General features: G+C 77.0%; 17 protein-coding genes. 9 read left to right on the plus strand and 8 right to left on the minus strand.

Going from position 1 to position 19,939, the window contains the following annotated elements:
- Window positions 1–322 precede the first annotated feature (322 nt).
- The 6 genes from hemL to hemE all read right to left on the minus strand — a co-directional run bounded on the left by hemL (window position 323) and on the right by hemE (window position 7,628).
- Window positions 323–1,678 carry a glutamate-1-semialdehyde 2,1-aminomutase gene (gene hemL / locus ACF0H8_RS03315; RefSeq protein WP_395287570.1) on the minus strand — a complete coding sequence of 452 codons (1,356 nt, stop codon included), beginning with the start codon at window positions 1,676–1,678 and terminating at the stop codon, window positions 323–325.
- 353 nt (window positions 1,679–2,031) lie between these two features.
- A complete protein-coding gene (gene hemB / locus ACF0H8_RS03320) occupies window positions 2,032–3,003 on the minus strand; it encodes a porphobilinogen synthase (protein WP_395290800.1) in 972 nt (323 codons plus the stop codon).
- Between the two features lie 47 nt (window positions 3,004–3,050).
- Entirely contained in the window at window positions 3,051–3,833 is a 783-nt protein-coding gene (locus ACF0H8_RS03325) for a uroporphyrinogen-III synthase (protein WP_395287571.1), read from the minus strand.
- Entirely contained in the window at window positions 3,830–5,086 is a 1,257-nt protein-coding gene (gene hemC / locus ACF0H8_RS03330) for a hydroxymethylbilane synthase (RefSeq protein ID WP_395287572.1), read from the minus strand. Before hemC ends, ACF0H8_RS03325 begins: the two co-directional genes overlap by 4 nt.
- A 71-nt stretch (window positions 5,087–5,157) precedes the next feature.
- Window positions 5,158–6,564, minus strand: a complete 1,407-nt coding sequence (locus ACF0H8_RS03335) for a protoporphyrinogen/coproporphyrinogen oxidase (protein ID WP_395287573.1) — start codon at window positions 6,562–6,564, stop codon at window positions 5,158–5,160.
- The gene (hemE, locus tag ACF0H8_RS03340) at window positions 6,561–7,628 is read right to left on the minus strand and encodes a uroporphyrinogen decarboxylase (protein ID WP_395287574.1); all 1,068 of its coding nucleotides are present in this window, start codon (window positions 7,626–7,628) and stop codon (window positions 6,561–6,563) included. Before hemE ends, ACF0H8_RS03335 begins: the two co-directional genes overlap by 4 nt.
- A 39-nt stretch (window positions 7,629–7,667) precedes the next feature.
- Between hemE and ACF0H8_RS03345 the strand changes: the two genes are divergently transcribed.
- The 3 genes from ACF0H8_RS03345 (at window position 7,668) to hemQ (ending at window position 11,312) form a co-directional block, all read left to right on the plus strand.
- A complete protein-coding gene (locus ACF0H8_RS03345; protein ID WP_395287575.1) occupies window positions 7,668–9,335 on the plus strand; it encodes a glutamyl-tRNA reductase in 1,668 nt (555 codons plus the stop codon).
- 61 nt (window positions 9,336–9,396) lie between these two features.
- Window positions 9,397–10,539, plus strand: coding sequence for a ferrochelatase (locus ACF0H8_RS03350; protein ID WP_395287576.1), 1,143 nt, complete (start codon window positions 9,397–9,399; stop codon window positions 10,537–10,539).
- A gap of 56 nt (window positions 10,540–10,595) precedes the next feature.
- On the plus strand, window positions 10,596–11,312 hold the full coding sequence (gene hemQ / locus ACF0H8_RS03355) for a hydrogen peroxide-dependent heme synthase (RefSeq protein WP_395287577.1): 717 nt from the start codon (window positions 10,596–10,598) through the stop codon (window positions 11,310–11,312).
- Window positions 11,313–11,430: 118 nt separating this feature from the next.
- Here hemQ and ACF0H8_RS03360 read toward each other — a convergent pair whose 3' ends face one another.
- Window positions 11,431–12,225, minus strand: coding sequence for a fructosamine kinase family protein (locus ACF0H8_RS03360; RefSeq protein WP_395287578.1), 795 nt, complete (start codon window positions 12,223–12,225; stop codon window positions 11,431–11,433).
- Between the two features lie 120 nt (window positions 12,226–12,345).
- Here ACF0H8_RS03360 and ACF0H8_RS03365 point away from each other — a divergent pair, with 120 nt between their 5' ends.
- Window positions 12,346–12,642, plus strand: coding sequence for a hypothetical protein (locus ACF0H8_RS03365; RefSeq protein ID WP_395287579.1), 297 nt, complete (start codon window positions 12,346–12,348; stop codon window positions 12,640–12,642).
- Window positions 12,639–14,231, plus strand: coding sequence for a hypothetical protein (locus ACF0H8_RS03370; protein WP_395287580.1), 1,593 nt, complete (start codon window positions 12,639–12,641; stop codon window positions 14,229–14,231). Before ACF0H8_RS03365 ends, ACF0H8_RS03370 begins: the two co-directional genes overlap by 4 nt.
- 7 nt (window positions 14,232–14,238) lie before the next feature.
- On the opposite strand, the gene ACF0H8_RS03375 is transcribed toward ACF0H8_RS03370, so the two are convergent.
- Complete coding sequence (locus ACF0H8_RS03375; protein WP_395287581.1) at window positions 14,239–14,619, minus strand: phage holin family protein; 381 nt, start codon at window positions 14,617–14,619, stop codon at window positions 14,239–14,241.
- Window positions 14,620–14,683: 64 nt separating this feature from the next.
- Here ACF0H8_RS03375 and hisC point away from each other — a divergent pair, with 64 nt between their 5' ends.
- The 4 genes from hisC (at window position 14,684) to ACF0H8_RS03395 (ending at window position 19,918) form a co-directional block, all read left to right on the plus strand.
- Entirely contained in the window at window positions 14,684–15,790 is a 1,107-nt protein-coding gene (hisC, locus tag ACF0H8_RS03380; RefSeq protein ID WP_395287582.1) for a histidinol-phosphate transaminase, read from the plus strand.
- Window positions 15,791–16,064: 274 nt separating this feature from the next.
- On the plus strand, window positions 16,065–17,210 hold the full coding sequence (gene pdhA, locus ACF0H8_RS03385) for a pyruvate dehydrogenase (acetyl-transferring) E1 component subunit alpha (protein ID WP_395287583.1): 1,146 nt from the start codon (window positions 16,065–16,067) through the stop codon (window positions 17,208–17,210).
- A complete protein-coding gene (locus ACF0H8_RS03390) occupies window positions 17,207–18,205 on the plus strand; it encodes an alpha-ketoacid dehydrogenase subunit beta (protein ID WP_395287584.1) in 999 nt (332 codons plus the stop codon). The genes pdhA and ACF0H8_RS03390 overlap by 4 nt, the downstream gene beginning before the upstream one ends.
- A 57-nt stretch (window positions 18,206–18,262) precedes the next feature.
- A complete protein-coding gene (locus ACF0H8_RS03395; RefSeq protein ID WP_395287585.1) occupies window positions 18,263–19,918 on the plus strand; it encodes a dihydrolipoamide acetyltransferase family protein in 1,656 nt (551 codons plus the stop codon).
- Window positions 19,919–19,939 lie beyond the last annotated feature (21 nt).

The following is a 19,939-nucleotide window of genomic DNA, read 5'->3' on the forward strand; positions in this document are numbered from 1 at the left end:
GCGTCCGGGGACCGGCCGGGCGTCCGGGGACCGGCGGGCGCCCCGGCCCCGGGTCGTGCGGAGCGCGCCACAAATGGTGCTGTTGTGACATCCCCGGGGCGTCGGGAGGCGCCGGTGCGCCACTCCAGCCCCATTTGTGGCGCGATCCCGCGCACGGCGACCCGGGCGGGGGGCATGCTCGGGGGATCGCGAGGGATGAGCGGCGGGTGTCCGAGCTGGCTGTGGTTTCGTCGATGCCGTCGGCACGAGGGCGCGCAGGCGGCTCCCGTCGGCTGCGCCGCCCGCGCGGCCGACGCCCCAGCCCTGACCCTGCCCGCGGCGGTCAGCTCGGGCGTGCCGCCGCGGCCGCCCTGGCGGCCGCCGGCAGGGCGCCCAGCACCCGGTCGACCGCGGCGTCGTCGTGCGCGGCGGAGACGAACCACGCCTCGAAAACCGACGGCGGCAGCGCGACGCCGGCGTCGAGCATGGCGTGGAAGAAGGCCGGGTGGCGGAAGGCCTCCTGGGCCTGCGCCTCCGCGTAGCTGCGCACGCCGTCGCGGGCCGCCGCCTCGCCGAACATCACCGAGAACAGGTTCCCCGCGCGCTGCACGCGGTGCGCCACGCCCTCGGCGGCCAGCGCCTGGGCCAGCGCGTCGCCGATCACTCGGGCGACCTCGTCGGCGCGGGCGTACACGGCGGCGTCGGCGAGCCGGAGCGTCGCGAGCCCGGCGGCGGTGGCCAGCGGGTTCCCCGAGAGCGTGCCCGCCTGGTACACGGGCCCTGAGGGCGCCAGCAGGTCCATGAGCTCGGTGCGCCCGCCCAGCCCGGCCAGCGGCATGCCGCCGCCGACCACCTTGCCGAAGGTGAACAGGTCCGGCGTGTACGGCTCCGAGCCGGTCGCGGTCGTGCCGCCGTCGGCGGCGACGCCGTCGAGCCCCCACCACCCGGCCGGCCCGACGCGGAAGCCGGTGAGCACCTCGTCGAGGATGAGCAGGGCGCCGTGCTCGGCCGTGAGGCGCCGCAGCGCCGAATTGAACCCCGGCTCCGGCGGGACCACGCCCATGTTGGCGGGCGAGGCCTCGGTGATGACGGCCGCGATCTCGGTGCCGCGGGCGGCGAAGACGGCCTCGAGGGCGGGCAGGTCGTTGTAGGCGACGACGATGGTCTGGGCCGCGCTCGCGGCCGTCACCCCCGCCGATCCCGGCATCCCGAAGGTCGCGACGCCGGAGCCGGCCTCGGCCAGCAGGGCGTCGACGTGCCCGTGGTAGCAGCCGGCGAACTTGATCACGAGGTCGCGTCCGGTGGCGCCGCGGGCGAGGCGCACCGCGGTCATGGTGGCCTCGGTGCCGGTGGAGACGAAGCGCACCTTCTCGGCGGCGGGGACGCGGGCGCGCACGGCCTCGGCCAGCTCGACCTCGGCGACCGTGGGGGCGCCGAAGGACAGCCCGCGCGCTGCGGCCTCTTGCACCGCGGCGACCACCTCGGGGTGGGCGTGCCCGAGCAGTGCCGGCCCCCAGGACATGACCAGGTCGACGTACTCGTGGCCCTCGACGTCGGTGATGTACGGCCCCCGCGCCGAGGCGATGAACCGCGGGTCCCCGCCGACCGAGCCGTACGCGCGCACCGGCGAGTTCACCCCGCCGGGCGTCACGGCGCGGGCACGCTCGAACAGCCGGTGCATGGTGTCGAGGCTGGTCATCGAGGGGACTCCTTCTGGGTCGGGCGGGGGCGGGGGAGATGGTGGTAGGGATTCGTCAGGCTATGCCTGACGAATCCCCACCATAGGCGGGTCGCCCGAGGGGCTCGGCTGGGGCTGGCGGCCCGCCGGCAGGTCCGCCAGACCGCCGGCAGGTCCGCCAGGCCCGCAGCCGGTCCGCCAAGCCGCCGGCAGGTCCGCCAGACCGCCGGCAGGTCAGCCAAGCCGCCAGCCGGTCCGCCAGACCGCCGGCAGGTCCGCCAGGCCGCCGGCCGGCAGGTCAGCCAGGCCCGCAGCCGGCTCGGCGCGCCCCGCGCCCGAGCGGCCACGGGCAGCGGCCCTCGGGCGCCGGGACCTCAGCGGAGCCAGCCGGCGAGCTCCGTGGCCCAGTAGGTCAGCACGAAGTCCGCGCCGGCGCGCTGGATGCTCACCACGGACTCCTCGATGGCGCGGCGCCGGTCGATCCAGCCGTTGGCGGCGGCGGCCTCGACCATGGCGTACTCGCCGGACACCTGGTACGCCGCGACGGGCACCGGCGAGAGCTCGGCGACGTCGGCGAGGACGTCGAGGTAGCTCAGCGCCGGCTTGACCATGACGACGTCGGCGCCCTCGGCCAGGTCCAGGGTCGCCTCGCGCAGGCCCTCGCGGCGGTTGGCCGGGTCCATCTGGTAGGTCCGCCGGTCGCCCTTGAGCTGGGAGTCGACCGCGTCGCGGAACGGGCCGTAGAACGCCGAGGCGTACTTGGCCGAGTAGGCCAGCACCGCGGTGTCGGTGTAGCCGTCGCCCTCGAGGACCTCGCGCACGGCGGCGACCTGACCGTCCATCATGCCGCTCAGGCCGAGCACGTGGGCGCCCGTCGCCGCCTGCGCCAGCGCCATCTCCTGGTAGCGCACCAGGGTGGCGTCGTTGTCGACCCGGCCGGCGGCGTCGAGCACGCCGCAGTGGCCGTGGTCGGTGAACTCGTCGAGGCACAGGTCGGACATGACGACGACCGCGTCGCCGACCTCCTCGACCAGGGCGCGCAGGCCGGCGTTGAGGATGCCGTCGGGCTCGGTGGCGGCGGAGCCGACCGCGTCGCGCGAGGCGGGCACGCCGAAGAGCATCAGGCCGCCCACGCCGGCCTCGGCCGCCTCGACGGCCGCCCGGCGCAGGGAGTCCATCGTGTGCTGCACGACGCCGGGCATCGAGGAGAGCGCGTTCGGTGCGTCGAGGCCCTCCCGCACGAACATGGGCAGCACCAGGTCGGCCGGGTCCGTGCGGTGCTCAGCGACGAGCCGGCGCAGCGCCGGCGTGGCGCGCAGCCGGCGCGGGCGCTCGGCGGGCCGCAGGGCCGGCGCGCGGGTCCCGGCCGGGGTGGGGGCGGACGAGGTGGTGGTCACCGGTTCTCCGATCGTTGCGGGGTGGTCGTGAGGGCCCGTGCCGCGGCGGCCACGAGGCCCGCCGGGGTCTGCTCCTCGGCGACGGCGTGCACGGGGAGGCCGGCCGCGGCGGCCGCGCTGGCGGTCGCGGCGCCGATCGCGCACACCCGCGCGGCCGGCGCGCCGTACAGCCCGGCGAGGGCGCGGGCGGTGCTGCCCGAGGTGAGCAGCACCAGGTCGATGCGGCCTGCGGCGAGGTCGGCCGCGACCGCCGGGTCGGGCTTCTCGGCGGGCATGGTGCGGTAGGCGACGACGTCGTCGACGTCCCAGCCGCGCTCGCGCAGGGCGGTGGCGAGGGTGGGGCCGGCGATCTCCGAGCGCGGGAACAGCACCCGCCCGTGTCCCGCCGGCCACGCGGCGGCGAGCGTGGCGGCGCTGGACTCGCCGGGCGGCGTCAGGGCGACGGCGACGCCGGCCTCGTCCAGGGCGCGGGCGGTGGCGGGCCCCACGGCGGCCACGGGCACGCCCCGGGTCAGCCCACCGAGCGTGGTGCCGAGCCGCGCGGCGCGGTCGGCGAGCACCTCCACGGTGGTGGCGCTGGTGACGGCGAGCCAGGCGTACGCCCCCGCGGCCAGGCGGCGCAGGGCGGCGTCGAGCTCGGCCGGGTCGGCGACGGCGTGGCGCACGAGCGCCGTCGGCACCGGCTCGGCGCCGGCGGCGCGCACGGCCGCGGCGATGGGGTCGCCGGGCCGGGTGCGGGGCACCAGCACGCGGTGGCCGCGCAGCGGCGAGGCGGTCACGACAGGGGGCGCGGCTCGTCGTCGGGGACGTCGAGCACGCCGGGCACGTCGGGCACGCCGGCCGGCACGGGCGTCTCCGCCGTCGGGTCCGCGCCCGGGCGGGCGGCGGCGCCGGTCCCGGCGGCGGCGCCGCCGGCTGCCGGGACCTGCGCTCCAGGGGCGGCCGCAGCCGCCGTGCCCAGGGCGTTGCCGGCCCGCAGCGGCAGCCCGGCGATCTCGCCGGCGCCGTGCGCGATGAGCTCGCGGGCGCACCCCTCGCCCAGCGCGCGGGCCAGGGCGGCGGCCACCTCCTCGGTGGCGGCGGGGGGCAGCTCGACCCCGGTGGTGCGCACGAGCCGGCGGGCGCCCGCGGGGTCGAAGGCGCCGGCGCGCAGCTCCAGGCGCGCCGGCGCCCCGTCGGCACCGGGCGCGTCGTCGGTCGCCGGCACTACGCGCGCCCACGCGGCGACGGGTGCGGCGCAGCCGGCCTCCAGGGCGGCCAGCAGCGCCCGCTCGGCCAGCACGGACAGGCGGGTGGGGGCGTCGTCGACGGCGCGCATGGCCTCGCCCAGCTCGCCGGCGAGGTCGGCGGTGCGGCACTCGACCGCCAGGGCGCCCTGGCCGGGCGCGGGGAGCATGACCTCGGGGTCGAGGGAGTCCGTGACGTGCTCGAGCAGCCCGAGGCGCTCGAGGCCGGCGCGGGCGAGGATGACGGCGTCGAGGTCCGCGCCCACCCGGCCGAGCCGCGTCGGCACGTTCCCGCGGATGTCGACGACCTCGACGTCGGGCCGGGCCAGGCGCAGCTGGGCCGCGCGGCGCGGGGAGCCGGTGCCCACGCGGGCGCCCGCCGGGAGGTCGGCGAGCGTCCAGCCCTCGCGGGCGCACAGCACGTCGCGGTGGTCGGCGCGCGGCGGCAGCGCCCCGATGCTCAGGCCCTCGGTGGGGCGGGTGGGCAGGTCCTTGAGGGAGTGGACGGCGACGTCGCAGGTGCCGGACAGCAGGGCCTCGCGCAGGGCGGCGGCGAAGACGCCGGTGCCGCCCAGGCTGGCGAGGGAGGCCTTGGACCGGTCGCCCTCGGTGCGGATGCGCACCAGCTCCACCTCCCGGCCGGTGGCCGCGGCGAGCGCCCGGGCAACGGTGGTGGTCTGGGTCATCGCGAGGTCGCTGCCCCGGGTTCCGATGCGGAGGGGAGGGGGCGTGCTCACCGGAACAGTCTGCGCAGCACGCCCCGAAATGTCGAGGCGGCCACTTTCTGACGGACCGTCAGGAAACATGGTGACAATCCGTCAGAATGTGCGCCGGCGCATTCACGAGAATTGGCACGCACCGCGATGGTGACAAACCGTCACGACAATTCGGACATTTCTGCCGCGGCCGCGCGGGCCTGCGCGACCACCGCCGCGAGGCCGGTGCCGGCCACCCAGGCGCCGCACAGCGCGAGGCCCTCGAGCGCCGCGGCGCGGGAGGTCAGCGACGCCACCTGCGCGCGCACCGCGGGGGTGGTCGCCGCCAGCGCGTCCTCGCGGTGCACCACCCGGGCGTCCAAGAGCTGCTGGGCGCCGAGCGGCACGCCCAGGAGCGCGGCGGCGTCGCGCAGCGCCAGCGCGGCGTCGACGTCGGCCACGTGCTCGCCGGGGCGGCCGTAGGAGACGCGCAGCACGTGCACGCCGGGGCCGGCGGCCGCCCGCAGCCAGGGCCACTTGGCGCTGGCGTGGGTCAGCGCCTTGGCGCGCACCCGCTCGCTTCCCCGGGCGACCAGCAGCCCGGCCCCGCGCGGCGCGGCGTCCAGGGCCGGCTCGCGCACCACGAGCGTGACGTGCGTGATGGCGCTGCCCGCCGGCAGGGAGACGCCCAGGGGGTCGAGCACCCCGCCGAGCAGGTCCAGGGCGGCGCGGCCGGGGGTGGCCAGGACCAGGCGCGGGGCGCGCAGCCGCACCGGGCCGCCCGCCGTGGCGGTGGCGACCTCCCAGGCGCCGTCGACGCGCCGCAGGGCCGTGGCGGCCGCGCCGGTGCGGACCTCCCCGCCGCCGGCGGTGACGGCGTGGGCCAGCGCCCGGGGCAGCCGGAACAGCCCGCCGGCCGTGGTTGCCACCGCGGCACCGGGCGGCGCGGCGTCGAGGAGCGCCCGCACGGCCGCGCCGAGGGAGCCGTGCGCGGCGAGCGCCTCGCGCAGCCCCGGCGCCACCGAGTCGACGGCGAGGTCGGCCGGGTCCGCGTTGTGGATGCCGCCGGCGACCGGCCGCACCAGCCGCTCCAGCACCGGCTCGCCCATCCGCACCCGCACCAGGGTCGCGAGGTCGGCGGCGTCGGAGCCGGGGCCGGGGCCCAGGTCCGCGTCCCGGGCGGCGCGGGCGGCGCCGTCGGGGCCGAGCGAGCGCAGCGCGTCCGGGGCGAACGGGTCGGCGGGGATGCCGAGGAGGGACTGCGCGGGGATGGGGGCGGCGCGGCCGCCGTCCGGCGCCGGGGTCCAGACCCACGAGCCGCCCGCGGGCTGCTCCACCTCCAGGCCGAGGGACCGGGCCAGCGCGAGCACCTCGGGGCGGCGCAGCGCGAAGGCCTCGGCGCCCAGGTCCAGCTCCAGCCCGCCCACGGTGCCGGCGCGCACCAACCCGCCGACGTCGTCGCCGGCCTCCAGGACCAGCGGGCGCAGGCCCGCCTCCAGCAGGGCGTGGGCCGCCGTCAGGCCGGCCATGCCGGCGCCGACCACCACCACGTCGGCGGGTCCGGCGACCACGGGGGCCTGCCCGGTCACAGCGAGTGCACGAGCTCGACGACGCGGGTGAGCACCGCCGGGTCGGTGCCGGGCGGGACGCCGTGACCGAGGTTGACCACGTGCCCCGGCGCGGTGCGCCCGCGGGCGACGACGCCGCGCACGTGCGCCTCGAGCACGTCCCACGGCGCGGCCAGGAGGGCGGGGTCGACGTTGCCCTGCAGCGGCGTGGTGCCGCCCAGCCGGCGGTTCGCCTCGTCGAGCGGGATCCGGTAGTCCACGCCGACGACGTCCGCGCCGGCGTCGCGCATCGCGACGAGCAGCTCGCCGGTGCCGGTGCCGAAGTGCACCACCGGCACGCCGAGGTCCTTGACGTGGTGCAGCGCGCGGGCGCTGTACGGCGCGGCGTGGGCGGCGTAGTCGGCGAGGGACAGCGACCCGGCCCAGGAGTCGAACAGCTGGGCGGCGCGGGCCCCGGCGAGCACCTGGGCGCGCAGGAACGCGCCGGTGACCTCCGCGGCCCAGCGCATGAGGTGCCGCCACGCCTCGGGCTCGGCGTGCATCATCGTCCGGGCGGCCAGGTGGTCCCGCGAGGGCCGGCCCTCCACGAGGTAGGCGGCCAGCGTGAACGGGGCGCCGGCGAAGCCGATGAGCGGGGTGGCCGGGCCGAGCTCCGCGACCGTCAGGCGGACGGCCTCGGTGATGGCGGCGTGGTCGCCGGGGCGGTGCTGCACGAGGCGGTCGACGTCGGCGCGGGTGCGCACGGGCTCGCCGACCACGGGGCCGACGCCGGGGACGATCTCGACGTCGACGCCGGCCAGGCGCAGCGGCACCACGATGTCGGAGAAGAAGATGGCCGCGTCCACCCCGTGCCGGCGGACCGGCTGCAGCGTGATCTCCGCCGCGAGCTCGGGACGCAGGCACGCGTCGAGCATGGCGACGCCCTCGCGGGCCGCGCGGTACTCCGGCAGCGAGCGGCCGGCCTGCCGCATGAACCACACCGGGGTCCGCTCCGGGCGGCGGCCGGAATAGGCCTGGAGCAGCGGCGGGACCGTCATTTCCGGGGTGGCCGCCGACGGCGGTGCAGGATTTGTCACGGGCGCCATTGTGCCTGGCCCGCGGACAAATGGTTCACTATGGGTGCTGTGGTGCTCCTCCTCCTTTCCGCGAACCACCATGACCTGGACCTCGCCGACATCGAGCGGCTGAGCGTCGGCGCCGAGGGCGTCGGCCGCCAGGTCGTGGCCGCCCGCCCTGCCGTGCGCGGCGCCGTCGTGCTGGCCACGTGCAACCGCTTCGAGCTCTACCTCGACGCCGGCACCGACCCGGAGGAGGTCGCCCGCGCCGCGCACGAGGCCGTCGCCCGCGCCAGCGGCGCCGACGTCGCCGACGTGGCCCGGCTCATGCGCACCGCCTCCGGCGAGGAGGCCGTGCAGCACCTGTTCGAGGTCGCCTCCGGGCTGGACTCGATGGTGGTCGGCGAGCGGGAGATCACCGGCCAGGTGCGCCGGGCGCTGAGCGCCGCCCGGTCGGAGGGCATCACCTCGCCCCTGCTGGAGCAGACCCTGCAGCGCGCCACCCGCACCTCCCGCCAGGTCGCCGTCGCGACCGACCTGGCCCGCGCGGGCCGCTCCGTCGTCGCGGTGGCCCTGGACCTGGCCGGCGCCCGGCTGGCCGCGCTGGCCTGCGAGCGCGACGGCGGCACCCTGCCGGCCGACCCCCACCAGGGCCCGGTGCCGCGCGCGAGCTGGGCCGGCCGGCGCGTGCTGCTGGTGGGCACCGGCTCCTACGCCGGCGCCTCCCTGGCCGCGCTGCGCGAGCGCGGCGCCACCGACGTCCAGGTCTGGTCGGCCTCCGGCCGCGCGCAGGCCTTCGCCGAGTCCCACGGCGTGCGGGCGGCGACGGCGGACCTCGCGGCCGCCCTGGGCCGCGCCGACCTCGTGGTCACCTGCCGCGGCACCGGCACCCCGGTCCTGGACGCCGCCACGGTCGCGGCCGCCGTGCGCGCCCGCCCCGCCGGGGCGGACCCTCTCGTGATGGTGGACCTGGCGCTGCACCACGACATCGACCCCGCCGTCGCCGACATCGCCGGCGTGGTCCTCGTCGACCTGCCCACCGTGCGTGAGCACGCGCCCGCCGCCACCGCGGCGGAGGTGGCCCGCGCCCGCGAGATCGTCGCCGACGGCGTGCGCGCCCTGGCGGAGGACGCCGCCGAGCGGCGCATGGACGACGCCGTCGTGGCGCTGCGCAACCGGGTCGCCGACGCGGTGGCCGCCGAGATCGACCGGCTGCCCGACGGCGCCGTCCCGGCCGAGCAGGCCGCCCAGGCGCTGCGCCGCCTCGCCGCCCGCCTCGTGCACGAGCCGACCGTCCGCGCTCGGGCCGCCGGCCGCGAGGGCCGCGTGGAGATTCACCTGGAGGCCCTCGAGCAGGTGCTCGGCCTGAGCGTGCCCGCCGCCGCGCCCCGCCAGGGCGCGCAGGCGGAGGCGGCGGCCGAGGACGCCGCGCTGGCCGAGGCCGTCGCCGCGGTGGCCGAGGACCCGGAGCTGGCGGAGGCCGTGACCGCCGTCGCCGAGGAGCCCGGGCCCGTCGACGCCGCCGACCTCGCCGCGGCCGTCGCCGCCGTGACCGGGGAGCCCCACCTCGCCGACGACCCCGCCGTCGCCGAGGCGCCGGCGGCCCCCGGCGTGTGCCCGCACGCGGTCGCCGAGGCGCCCGTCCCCGCCGCCCAGGTGGCCGTCCCGCGCCCGCCCGGCGCCCCCGGCGCGCGTGCCCGCCGGTCCGCCGGCTCGCTGAGCCCCACCCGCCCCTGACCCACCGCCGGCAAGGCGGTCCCCTTCCCGGCCTGCCGGCCGGCCGACCAGAACGAGCCCGATGAGCCCCACGCTTGCCCCGTACGACGCGATCCTGCTGCTCTCCTTCGGCGGCCCCGAGAAGCCCGAGGACGTGGTGCCCTTCCTGCGCAACGTCACCGCCGGGCGCGGCATCCCCGACTCCCGCCTGGAGGAGGTGGGCGAGCACTACTACCACTTCGGTGGCCGCAGCCCCATCAACGACCAGAACAAGGCGCTGCTCGCCTCGCTGCGCGGCGAGCTGGCCGAGCGGGGCGTCGAGGTGCCGGTCGTGTGGGGCAACCGCAACTGGGACCCCTACCTCACCGACGTGCTGCGGGACCTGCACGCCTCCGGCGCCCGCCGGGTGCTGACGCTGGTCACCAGCGCCTTCGCGTCGTACTCCGGGTGCCGCCAGTACCGGGAGAACATCGCCGCGTCCCTCGCCACGCTCGCCACGGAGGGCCGCGAGCTCGCCGTGGACAAGATCCGCGCCTACTTCAACCACCCCGGCTTCGTGGCCGCCAACGTCGACGCGGTCGTCGCCGCGTACGAGCGGCTGGGTGCGGCGCCGGGCCCGGACGCGCCGCTGGTCTTCGTCACCCACTCGATCCCCACCACCATGGAGGTCGCCTCCGGCGTGCGGACGACCGGGGGCTACTCCGCCCAGCACCTCGACGTCGCGGCGCTCGTCGCCAAGCGGGCCGGGGAGCGGCTCGGCGCGCCGGTGCCGTGGGAGCTGGCGTACTGCTCGCGCTCGGGCAGCCCGATCACCCCGTGGCTCGAGCCCGACGTCAACCGGACGCTCGGCGCGCTGCACGCCGACGGCGTCGGCCAGGTCGTGCTCGCGCCCATCGGGTTCGTCTCCGACCACATGGAGGTCATCTACGACCTCGACACCGAGGCCCGCGAGACGGCGGACGAGCTGGGCATGAAGATGGAGCGCGCCGCCACCGCCGGCACGGCCCCGGAGTTCGTCGCCGGCCTCGTGGACCTCATGGCCGAGCGCGCCGCCACCGAGCGCGGCGAGCAGCCCGAACGCATCGCCGAGGGCGCACTCGGCCCGTGGCGCGACGTGTGCGCCCCCGGCTGCTGCTTCGTCCGCGCCGGCGTGGACCCCGGCGTGCCCGCGGCCTGCGAGCAACCCGCCCTCGCCGCCGCCGGGCCGGTCGCGCCCGTGGCCTGACGCATACCCGATCCCGGCGGGCCGCCCGCGCCCGCCGTCTCACCCAAGGAGAACGCATGACCACCACAGCACGGATCGGCGAGGGCGCCGACGCCGAGAGCATCAACGCCGGCATCGACTACACGATGTGGAGCGTCTTCGCCACGGCCGCGCCGCTGCCCGCGGACGCCGGCGAGCGGGCCGGGCTCGTGGCCGCCGCCGAGGAGGCCGTGGCCGGCACCGGCGTCGTGGTGCGCGGCTGGTACGACGTCGCCGGCCTGCGCGCGGACGCCGACCTGATGGTGTGGTGGCACGCCCCCACGATCGAGGCCGTCCAGGACGCCTACCACCGGCTGCTCGCCTCGCCGCTGGGCGCCCACCTCGAGCCGGTGTGGTCCGTCGTCGGGCTGCACCGCCCGGCGGAGTTCAACAAGCGGCACGTGCCCGCCTACCTCGCCGGCGAGGAGCCCTCCACCTACCTGTGCGTCTACCCCTTCGTGCGGTCCTACGACTGGTACGTGCTGCCCGACGACGAGCGCAAGGACATGCTGCGCGAGCACGGCATGGCCGCGCGGGACTACCCCGACGTGCGGGCTAACACCGTCGCCGCGTTCGCGCTCGGCGACTACGAGTGGATCCTCGCCTTCGAGGCCCCCGAGCTGCACCGCATCGTGGACCTCATGCGCGAGCTGCGCGCCACCGAGGCGCGCCGCCACGTGCGGGAGGAGGTCCCCTTCTTCACCGGCCCCCGCGTGGCCCTCGCCGACTGGGCGGACCGCCAGCCCCGCGTCTGACAGCCGCCGCCGCGGCGCGCCCGCCCGCGCCCCCGCCCCCGCCGCGAGATGTCATCCCTGTTCCGCCAGATGTCGTCCCGCGGCGGGGGTTTCATCGCGGGGCTCGCGCGGTGTTCGCTCAGGCGTAGCGGGCGGCGGTGCGCACGGTCTTCGCGCCGTAGGACCCGCCGAAGAGCGCGGCATGGACCACGAGCATGTGCAGCTGGTGCAGCCCGACCCGCTCCCGCCACCCGTCGGCGAGCGGTGATACCTCGTCGTACGCCCGGACGATCCGGTCCAGGTGCGGGGCGCCGAACACGGCCAGCTGCGCCAGGTCCGACTCGGCGTGGCCACCGTGCGCCGCGGGGTCGATGAGGGTGGCCTCCACGTGGCCGTCCGCCGCGGCCCACAGGACGTTCCCGCTCCACAGGTCGCCGTGCAGGCGCGCGGCCGGGTTCTTCACCAGGCCCGGCTGCGGCGCGTCGAGCGCGCCGGTCGCGAGCCGCTCGGCGCACCGGCGCACGACCCGCTCGCCGTATGCGTCCACGGAGCCGTTGGCGACGGCGGCCGACAGGTACGGCAGCACCCGGTCCGCCGCGTAGAACTCGCCCCAGGAGCGTCCAGGGTCTCCGCCCAGCGGCAGCCGCGCCCGCCCCATGAAGCCCTCGCCGTCCCAGCCCGGCGGCGGGCAGCCCAGGTGCGGCGCCCCGGCCGCGTGGGTGCGGGCGAGGGCCCGGCCGAGCTCCTCGGCGTCCGCGGGGGCGGGCCGGCGCTCGGTCATCCGCCGGGTCTCCAGCCAGCCCGGCCCCTCGGCGAGCACCTCCACGACGGCGGCGCCGCCGTCCGCCGCCGCCTGCGCCAGCCAGCGCAGCCCGGCCGCCTCGAAGCGCAGCGCCGCGGGGGTGCCGTGGTCGCCCTTGCGGAATCGGTCCATCTCCTCATCCTCGCGTCCACACCGCCGAGGTGACGACCTCTCGTCCACGCCGGGGCGCCGGGCCCGTTCAGGCCCCGCCCTCGCCCGGCCTAGCGTGCCGCCACGGAACAGGAGGCACGGATGGCCGTCAGCAGCGCACCCCGGGAGCCGACGTGGGCCGACCCCTGGCCCGTCTCGCCGGTGCGGGCGGAGCTGTTCGCCGCCCTCGCCACGCTCGCCCGCGCCCGGCAGGAGCTGCTGGCGGCGTTCCCCGAGCGGTGGCGCGGCGCCGGCGCCACCGCCTACGGGGAGGCGCTGGCCGCCCTGCTGCACCACGCGCAGGTGCTGGCCGAGGAGCTGCGGGAGGCGGAGCGGGCCGCGGGCGTGGCGGACCAGGACCGTGCCGCGATGCTCGGGACCGCCGGGCACGGCGCATGAGCCGGGACGGCGGGCCGCCGGACCCCGGCGGATGGGTCGCGCACCCGCGGCCGACGGCGGCCGGCACGCGCGTCATGGTCACCGGCGGCACCGCGCCCCTGCACGTGGACACCGAGGAGCTCGCCGCCCTCCGCGCCCGGCTGCTGGGGGCCGTCACCCTGGTGGAACAGGCGCTGGACCACGCCGATGCCGCCGACGCCGAGGTGCTCGGCTACTTCGCCCCGCCGGTGCCGGCCGGGATCGCGGTCTCGGCCATGATCCGGCAGGCCCTGTACGTCGGGGTGACGCTCGGCCGGCTCGCGCAGGGCGTGCGCGACCTCGCCGACGACGTCGAGGTCCAGCGGCAGTGGTACGAGGAGGCGGAGCAGAGGGCCAGTCGCGTGTTCCGGCCGCCGCTGTGGCGGTACCTGGTGCTCCTGGCCCCGGTGGAGCACGTGCGCAGGGCGGCCGTGGGGCTCGACGTCGTGGCGGTGGGCGGTCACCTCGGCGCCGCGGTCTCGCGCATGCGGGACCCGCGGCTGCTGGACGCGGTGGTGGCCCAGGAGCACGCGCGCTCCCTCGCCGGGCGGATGCAGTGGGCGCGCCCGGACGCACTGGCGGGCGGGATGTTCCTCGGCGCGCGGTGGGTCGACGTGACACGGAAGACGCCGGTGGAGCGCACCGCCCTCGCGGCGCTGCCGATGCTGGAGAACGCCAGCCTCGTGGCGCACGGCGGCCGGACGTACCCGGGCCTGCGCGTGCGGCCGCTGCCGGTGCCGGGCACGGGCCGGACGCCCGCCACCGACAGCCCGCCCGGCGCGCCGCGGCCCGCCACCGACAGCCCGCCCGGCGCGTCGCGGCCGGGCACCGCCCTCGTCACCGGCTTCGGGCGCACCGTGAGCGCCCCGCCGACCACGCCGGCGCAGGCCCTCGCCCGCATCCCCGCCCTCGAGCGCGAGATCCGGGGCCGGGGTATCGGCCTGGTGGAGATCCTTCGCACCACGGCACCCGACGGCGGTCGGTCCTGGACCGTCGTCGTCCCGGGCACCCAGAGCCCGTGGGACGGCGGGCGCCAGCCGATGGACAACGGGACGAACCTGCGGGCGATGGCCGGGGTGGGCAGCGCCATGGAGGCGGGCGTGACGAGCGCCATGCGCCAGGCCGGCATCGCGCCGGGGGAGCCGGTGGCCATGGCGGTGCACAGCCAGGGCGGGCTGGTGGCGGCCCGGCTGGTGGCGGACCCGGTGTTCCGGGCGCGGTTCGACGTGCGCAGCCTGCTCACCGCTGGCAGCCCGGTCGCGGGGGTGACGCTGCCCGCCTCCGTCGCCACCCTGAGCCTGGAGGACGTCAACGACCCCACCGTCGGCCTCGACGGCTATCCCAACCCGCCGGCGCCCCACCACGTGACGGTGGCGGTGCACTCCGGCGAGCCCGCCGGCCTCGGGCAGGCGCACCACGTGGAGAGCTACGCGGCGGCGGCCGGCCTGCTCCCCGGGGTGGCGGACGACGGCGTCCGGCGCTGGCTGGCACACAACGAGCAGGTCATGGGCACCGCCGTGCCCGGCGCGCGCACCGAGTCGCTGCTCTTCGAGATCGAGCGCACGCGGTGAGGCCGTCTCAGCGGTGCTCGCCGGGGATGAACAGGTGCAGCAGCCAGCTCGCGATGGCGATGATGATGCCCCCGAGGACCGCCGTCCAGAAGCCGTCGACGTAGAGGCCCCACTCGGTGAGCTGGGTGATCCAGCCGGTGAGCATGAGCATGAGCGCGTTGACGACCAGCGAGAACAGGCCCAGCGTGAGGATGTACAGCGGCAGCGAGAGCAGCTTCACGATCGGCCGCACGACCATGTTCACCAGGGTGAACACCAGGGCCACGACGGCGAGCTCGAGGAGCTTCTCACCGGTGGACGCCTCGGCGGGCAGGGTGACGCCCGGCACCAGCAGGGTGCACAGCCAGATCGCCGCCGCGTTCACGAGGAACCGCACCACGAAGCGCATGCGCCGATCCTGTCACCGGGGCCTCGTTTCGGTGCGCGCGTTCGCGGGGTGCACACTGGGTGCCATGGCCCCGAAGAGCACCTCGGTCCGACTGCGCCCCGCCATCGAGAGCCTCCCCGCGTACGTGCCGGGCGAGCGGCCCGTGGCCGGCGCGCAGGTCTTCAAGCTCTCGAGCAACGAGATCGCCTTCCCGCCGCTGGCACAGGTCAACGCCGCGATGATCGACGCCGCCGCCGACCTCAACAGGTACCCGGACATGTACGCCTCGGAGCTCACCGAGGCGCTCGGGGAGCGGCACGGCGTCGGCCCGGGCCGGGTGACCGTGGGCAACGGGTCGGTCGCCGTCCTGCAGCACATCCTCGCCGCGGTGTGCGAGCCGGGGGACGAGGTGGTGATGGCCTGGCGCTCGTTCGAGGCCTACCCCATCGCGGTCCAGGTGGCCGGGGCCCGTGCGGTGCAGGTGCCGGTGGACCCCGCCGGCCGCCACGACCTGGCCGCCATGGCGGCCGCCGTCACCGACCGCACGCGCGTCGTGCTGCTGTGCAGCCCCAACAACCCCACGGGCCCGGCGCTGACCCAGACCGAGCTCCGGGAGTTCCTCGCCGTCGTCCCGCCGTCGGTGATGGTCGTCCTGGACGAGGCCTACATCGACTTCGTCACCCTGCCCGACCGCACCGACGGCCCGGCCCTGCTGGGCGAGTTCAAGAACCTGGTGGTGCTGCGCACCTTCTCCAAGGCGTACGGGCTGGCGGGCCTGCGGGTGGGCTACGCGCTGGCACGGCGCCGCCTCACCACCGGCTTCCGCGCCGCGTCGACGCCGTTCGGCGTGAACTCCATGGGCATGGCCGCCGCCGTTGCCGCGCTGCGCGCCGAGGACCAGGTGCGCGCACGGGTCGCCGAGGTGGTCGCCGAGCGCGAGCGTGTCGTCGCCGCCCTCGCCGACCAGGGCTGGGCGGTGCCCGACGCGCAGGGCAACTTCGTCTGGCTGGGGCTCGGCCGCCGCTCGGTGAGCTTCGCCGACGGCGCCCGCCGCCGCGGCGTGCTGGTCCGGGCCTTCGCCGGCGAGGGTGTCCGGGTCTCCATCGGCGAGCCGGAGGGCAACGACCTGTTCCTGAGCACCGCCGCCGAGTGGCCGGCCTCCCGCATGCCCACGGTGCTCGAGCGGGCCTGACCGCCGGCGGACGCTCCTCGACCTGGCTGCGCGGGCGGCGGGTTGCGGATTCCCACACCGGGGGTGCGCCGTCTCAACCGATCCGCCACCATATTTGTAGGGACCGCACAACTGAAACTTACGGTCGCGTAGCCTACGCTGGCGTAGGTTCGCGCGACTCGTTGCCACCCGCTCCAGGGTCGCTCCCGCCGGGCCCGGCGCACCACCCACGCGCCGGGCCCGGCGGGCCACCACCGCCCGCCACCCGGGCGCCGTCGCCGAGGAGGTCCACCCGATGGAGCAGCTCGAAACCGTCCCGCCGGGCCTGGAGGCCGGTGAGGGCATGGTGCAGATCCTCGACGCCGAGGGTCGCCGGCAGGAGGATCCCCAGTACGGGCCGCTGGCCGCCGAGCTGGCGGCGGAGGACCTGCGGGCGATCTACCGCGACATGGTGCTCACGCGCGCCTTCGACGGCGAGGCCACCGCCCTGCAGCGCAAGGGTGAGCTCGGGCTGTGGGCCCAGTGCCTGGGCCAGGAGGGCGCACAGGTCGGCTCCGCGCACGCGCTGGCGCCCCGCGACTTCGTCTTCCCCTCCTACCGTGAGCACGGCGTCGCGCAGGTGCGGGGCGTGGACCTGCGGGACCTGCTGCCCGTCTTCCGCGGCGTGCGCCACGGCGGCTGGGACCCGAGGGCGCACAACTTCCACCTGTACACGTTCGTCATCGGCGCCCACACGCTGCACGCCGTCGGCTACGCCATGGGCGTCCAGCGCGACGGCGACGTCGGCACGGGCGACCCGGCGCGCGACCGCGCCGTCGTGGCGTACTTCGGCGACGGCGCCACCTCCCAGGGCGACACCAACGAGGCCATGGTCTTCGCCGCCTCGGCCAACGCGCCGGTGGTGTTCTTCGTCCAGAACAACCACTGGGCCATCTCCGTGCCGACGTCGACGCAGAGCCGGGTGCCGTTGGTCCACCGCGGCGCCGGGTTCGGCATCCCCTCGGTGCGGGTGGACGGCAACGACGCCCTCGCGTGCTACGCCGTCACCCGGGCCGCCCTCGAGAGCGCCCGCAGCGGCGGCGGGCCGACCTTCATCGAGGCGGTCACCTACCGCATGGGCGCGCACACCACCTCCGACGACCCTTCCCGCTACCGGGACAAGGCGGAGGAGGAGCGCTGGCGCGCCAAGGACCCCATCGCCCGCGTCCGCGCGTACCTGCAGCGGGAGGGCCTGGCCGACGCCGCCTTCCTCGCCGCGGTGGACGACGACGCCGCCGCCCTGACGGAGTCGGCCCGCGAGTTCTGCCACGCCCTGACGGCGCCGCCGCACGAGCGGATGTTCGACCACGTCTACAGCGCCGCGCACCCCCTTGTCACCGAGGAGCGCGCCGCCGAGGCCGCCTACCAGGCCGGCTTCGCCGACGCCGAGGGGGAGCGATGACCGCCACAGCGATGGCCCGCGCCATCAACGCCGGGCTGCGCAAGGCGCTCGAGCACGACCCCAAGGTGCTGCTCATGGGCGAGGACATCGGCGCCCTGGGCGGGGTCTTCCGGGTGACCGACGGCCTGCAGCGCGACTTCGGGCCTGACCGGGTGGTCGACACCCCGCTGGCCGAGTCCGGCATCGTGGGCACCGCGATCGGCCTGGCCATGGCGGGGTACCGGCCGGTGTGCGAGATCCAGTTCGACGGGTTCATCTTCCCCGGCTTCGACCAGATCACGACCCAGCTGGCCAAGCTCACCTACCGCTCCGAGGGTGACCTGACGATGCCGGTGGTCATCCGGGTGCCCTTCGGCGGGCACATCGGCGCCATCGAGCACCACAGCGAGTCCCCCGAGGCGCTGTTCGCGCACACCCCGGGCCTGCGGGTGGTGACGCCGGCGACCGCGGCGGACGGGTACGCGATGATCCAGCAGGCCATCGCCTCGCCGGACCCGGTGCTGTTCTTCGAGCCCAAGTCGCGGTACTGGGACAAGGGCGAGGTGGACCTGGACGCCGAGGTGGACCTCAGCGAGGCCGCGCTGGCCGCGGGCCTGCACGCGGCGCGCACCGTCCGCCGCGGCACCGACGTGACCGTCGCCGGGTACGGGCCCACCGTCAAGACGCTGCTGGCCGCCGCCGACGCCGCCGCCCAGGAGGGCACGAGCCTGGAGGTCATCGACCTGCGCTCGGTCTCGCCCATCGACTTCGACGCCGTCACGGCCTCCGTCATGCGCACGGGCCGGCTCGTCGTCGCCCACGAGGCGCCGATGTTCTTCGGCCCCGGCGCCGAGATCGCCGCGCGGATCACCGAACGCTGCTTCTATGCCCTCGAGGCGCCGGTGCTGCGGGTGGGCGGTTACCACACGCCCTACCCGGCCAGCGCCCACGAGGAGGAGTACCTGCCGAACCTCGACCGCGTCCTGGCCGCCGTCGACCGGGTCCTGGCCTACTGACACCGCCGGCCGCTGCCGCGCGGCGGCGGCCGGCCACCCAACGCGTCACCTGGAGGTATGCGCACCGTGCCGAGCTACCAGCAGTTCCGCCTGCCGGACGTGGGGGAGGGCCTGACCGAGGCCGACCTGGTCGCCTGGCAGGTCGCCGTCGGGGACACCGTGGCCGTCAACCAGATGCTCTGCGAGATCGAGACGGCGAAGTCGGTCGTCGAGCTGCCGAGCCCCTATGCGGGCGTGGTCCACGAGCTGCTGGTGCCCGAGGGCGCCACGGTGGAGGTCGGTGCGCCCATCATCAGCATCGACGTCGACCCCGACGGCGAGGCCCCGGCCGGCGGCGATGACGCGTCCGCCGCCCCGGCCGAGGCCACCGCGCCGCAGGGCGAGACCGCTCCCGCACCGGCGACGGCGGACGGCGGGGGTGCCCCGTCCGGGGCCGGCCCGGCGGCGGGCGCGGCGGCGGGGGCGACGGCGGGCACGACGGCGGGCACGACGGCCGGGCCCGGCTCGGCGGCCGAGGGGTCGGGCAGCGTGCTCGTCGGGTACGGCACGCGGGCCGGCAGCGCCACGCGCCGCCCGCGCAGGCAGGACGCAACCGCAACGGGGAACATTCGTCAGGCTATGCCTGACGAATCTTTCACACAGCCCGGCGCGCGCCCGGCGCCGTCGACCGGCCCGGCGCCATCGACCGGCGGCGCACCGTCGACCGGCCCGGTGCCGTCGACCCGCCCGGTGCCGTCGACCGGTGGCGCCGCCGCGCCGGCACCCGCGGCGGAGGCTGCTGCCACCGCCGACGGACGCCGGGCGGGCGCACGCGTGCTGGCCAAGCCCCCGGTGCGCAAGCTCGCCAAGGACCTCGGCGTCGACCTCGCCGCCGTCGTCGGCACCGGGCCGGGCGGGATCATCACGCGCGAGGACGTGCAGACCCAGCGCGCGGGCGCCGAGCCGGCCGCGCTGGCCACCCACCGCGGCGACGAGGAGCCCTGGCTGGCCGGCGGCACCGTCTCCCCGGACGGCCGCCAGACCCGGGTGCAGGCCAAGGCCGTGCGCCGCCGCACCGCCGAGGCGATGGTCGCGTCGGCGTTCACCGCCCCGCACGTCACCGTGTTCGAGACCGTGGACGTGACCCGCACCATGCAACTGGTCGAGCGGCTCAAGCAGGACCGCGAGTTCGCGGACGTGCGCGTCACCCCGCTTCTGATCACCATGAAGGCGCTGATCCTGGCCATGCGCCGCAACCCCGAGGCCAACGCCGCCTGGGACGACGAGGCCAAGGAGATCGTCTACAAGCACTACATCAACCTGGGCATCGCCGCCGCCACCCCGCGGGGCCTGGTGGTCCCCAACATCAAGGACGCCCACCGGCTGAACCTGCACGAGCTCGCCGCCGAGCTCGGCGAGCTGACCGCCAAGGCCCGCGCCGGCAAGACGCAGCCGGCCGACATGGCGGACGGCACGGTGACGATCACCAACATCGGCGTCTTCGGCATCGACGCGGGCACCCCGATCCTCAACCCCGGGGAGTCGGCGATCCTCGCCTTCGGCGCCATCAAGAAGCAGCCGTGGGTGCACCGCGGCAAGGTGAAGCCCCGCTGGGTCACCCAGCTGGCGCTGTCCTTCGACCATCGCCTCGTCGACGGCGAGCTGGGCTCGCGGCTGCTCGCCGACGTCGCGCGCGTCCTGGAGGACCCGGCCCAGGCGCTGGTCTGGGGCTGACCGGCCGGGCCGGTGAGCCGG

The sequence above is a fragment of the Georgenia sp. AZ-5 genome, from assembly GCF_043952095.1.
Taxonomy (GTDB): Bacteria; Actinomycetota; Actinomycetes; order Actinomycetales; family Actinomycetaceae; genus Georgenia.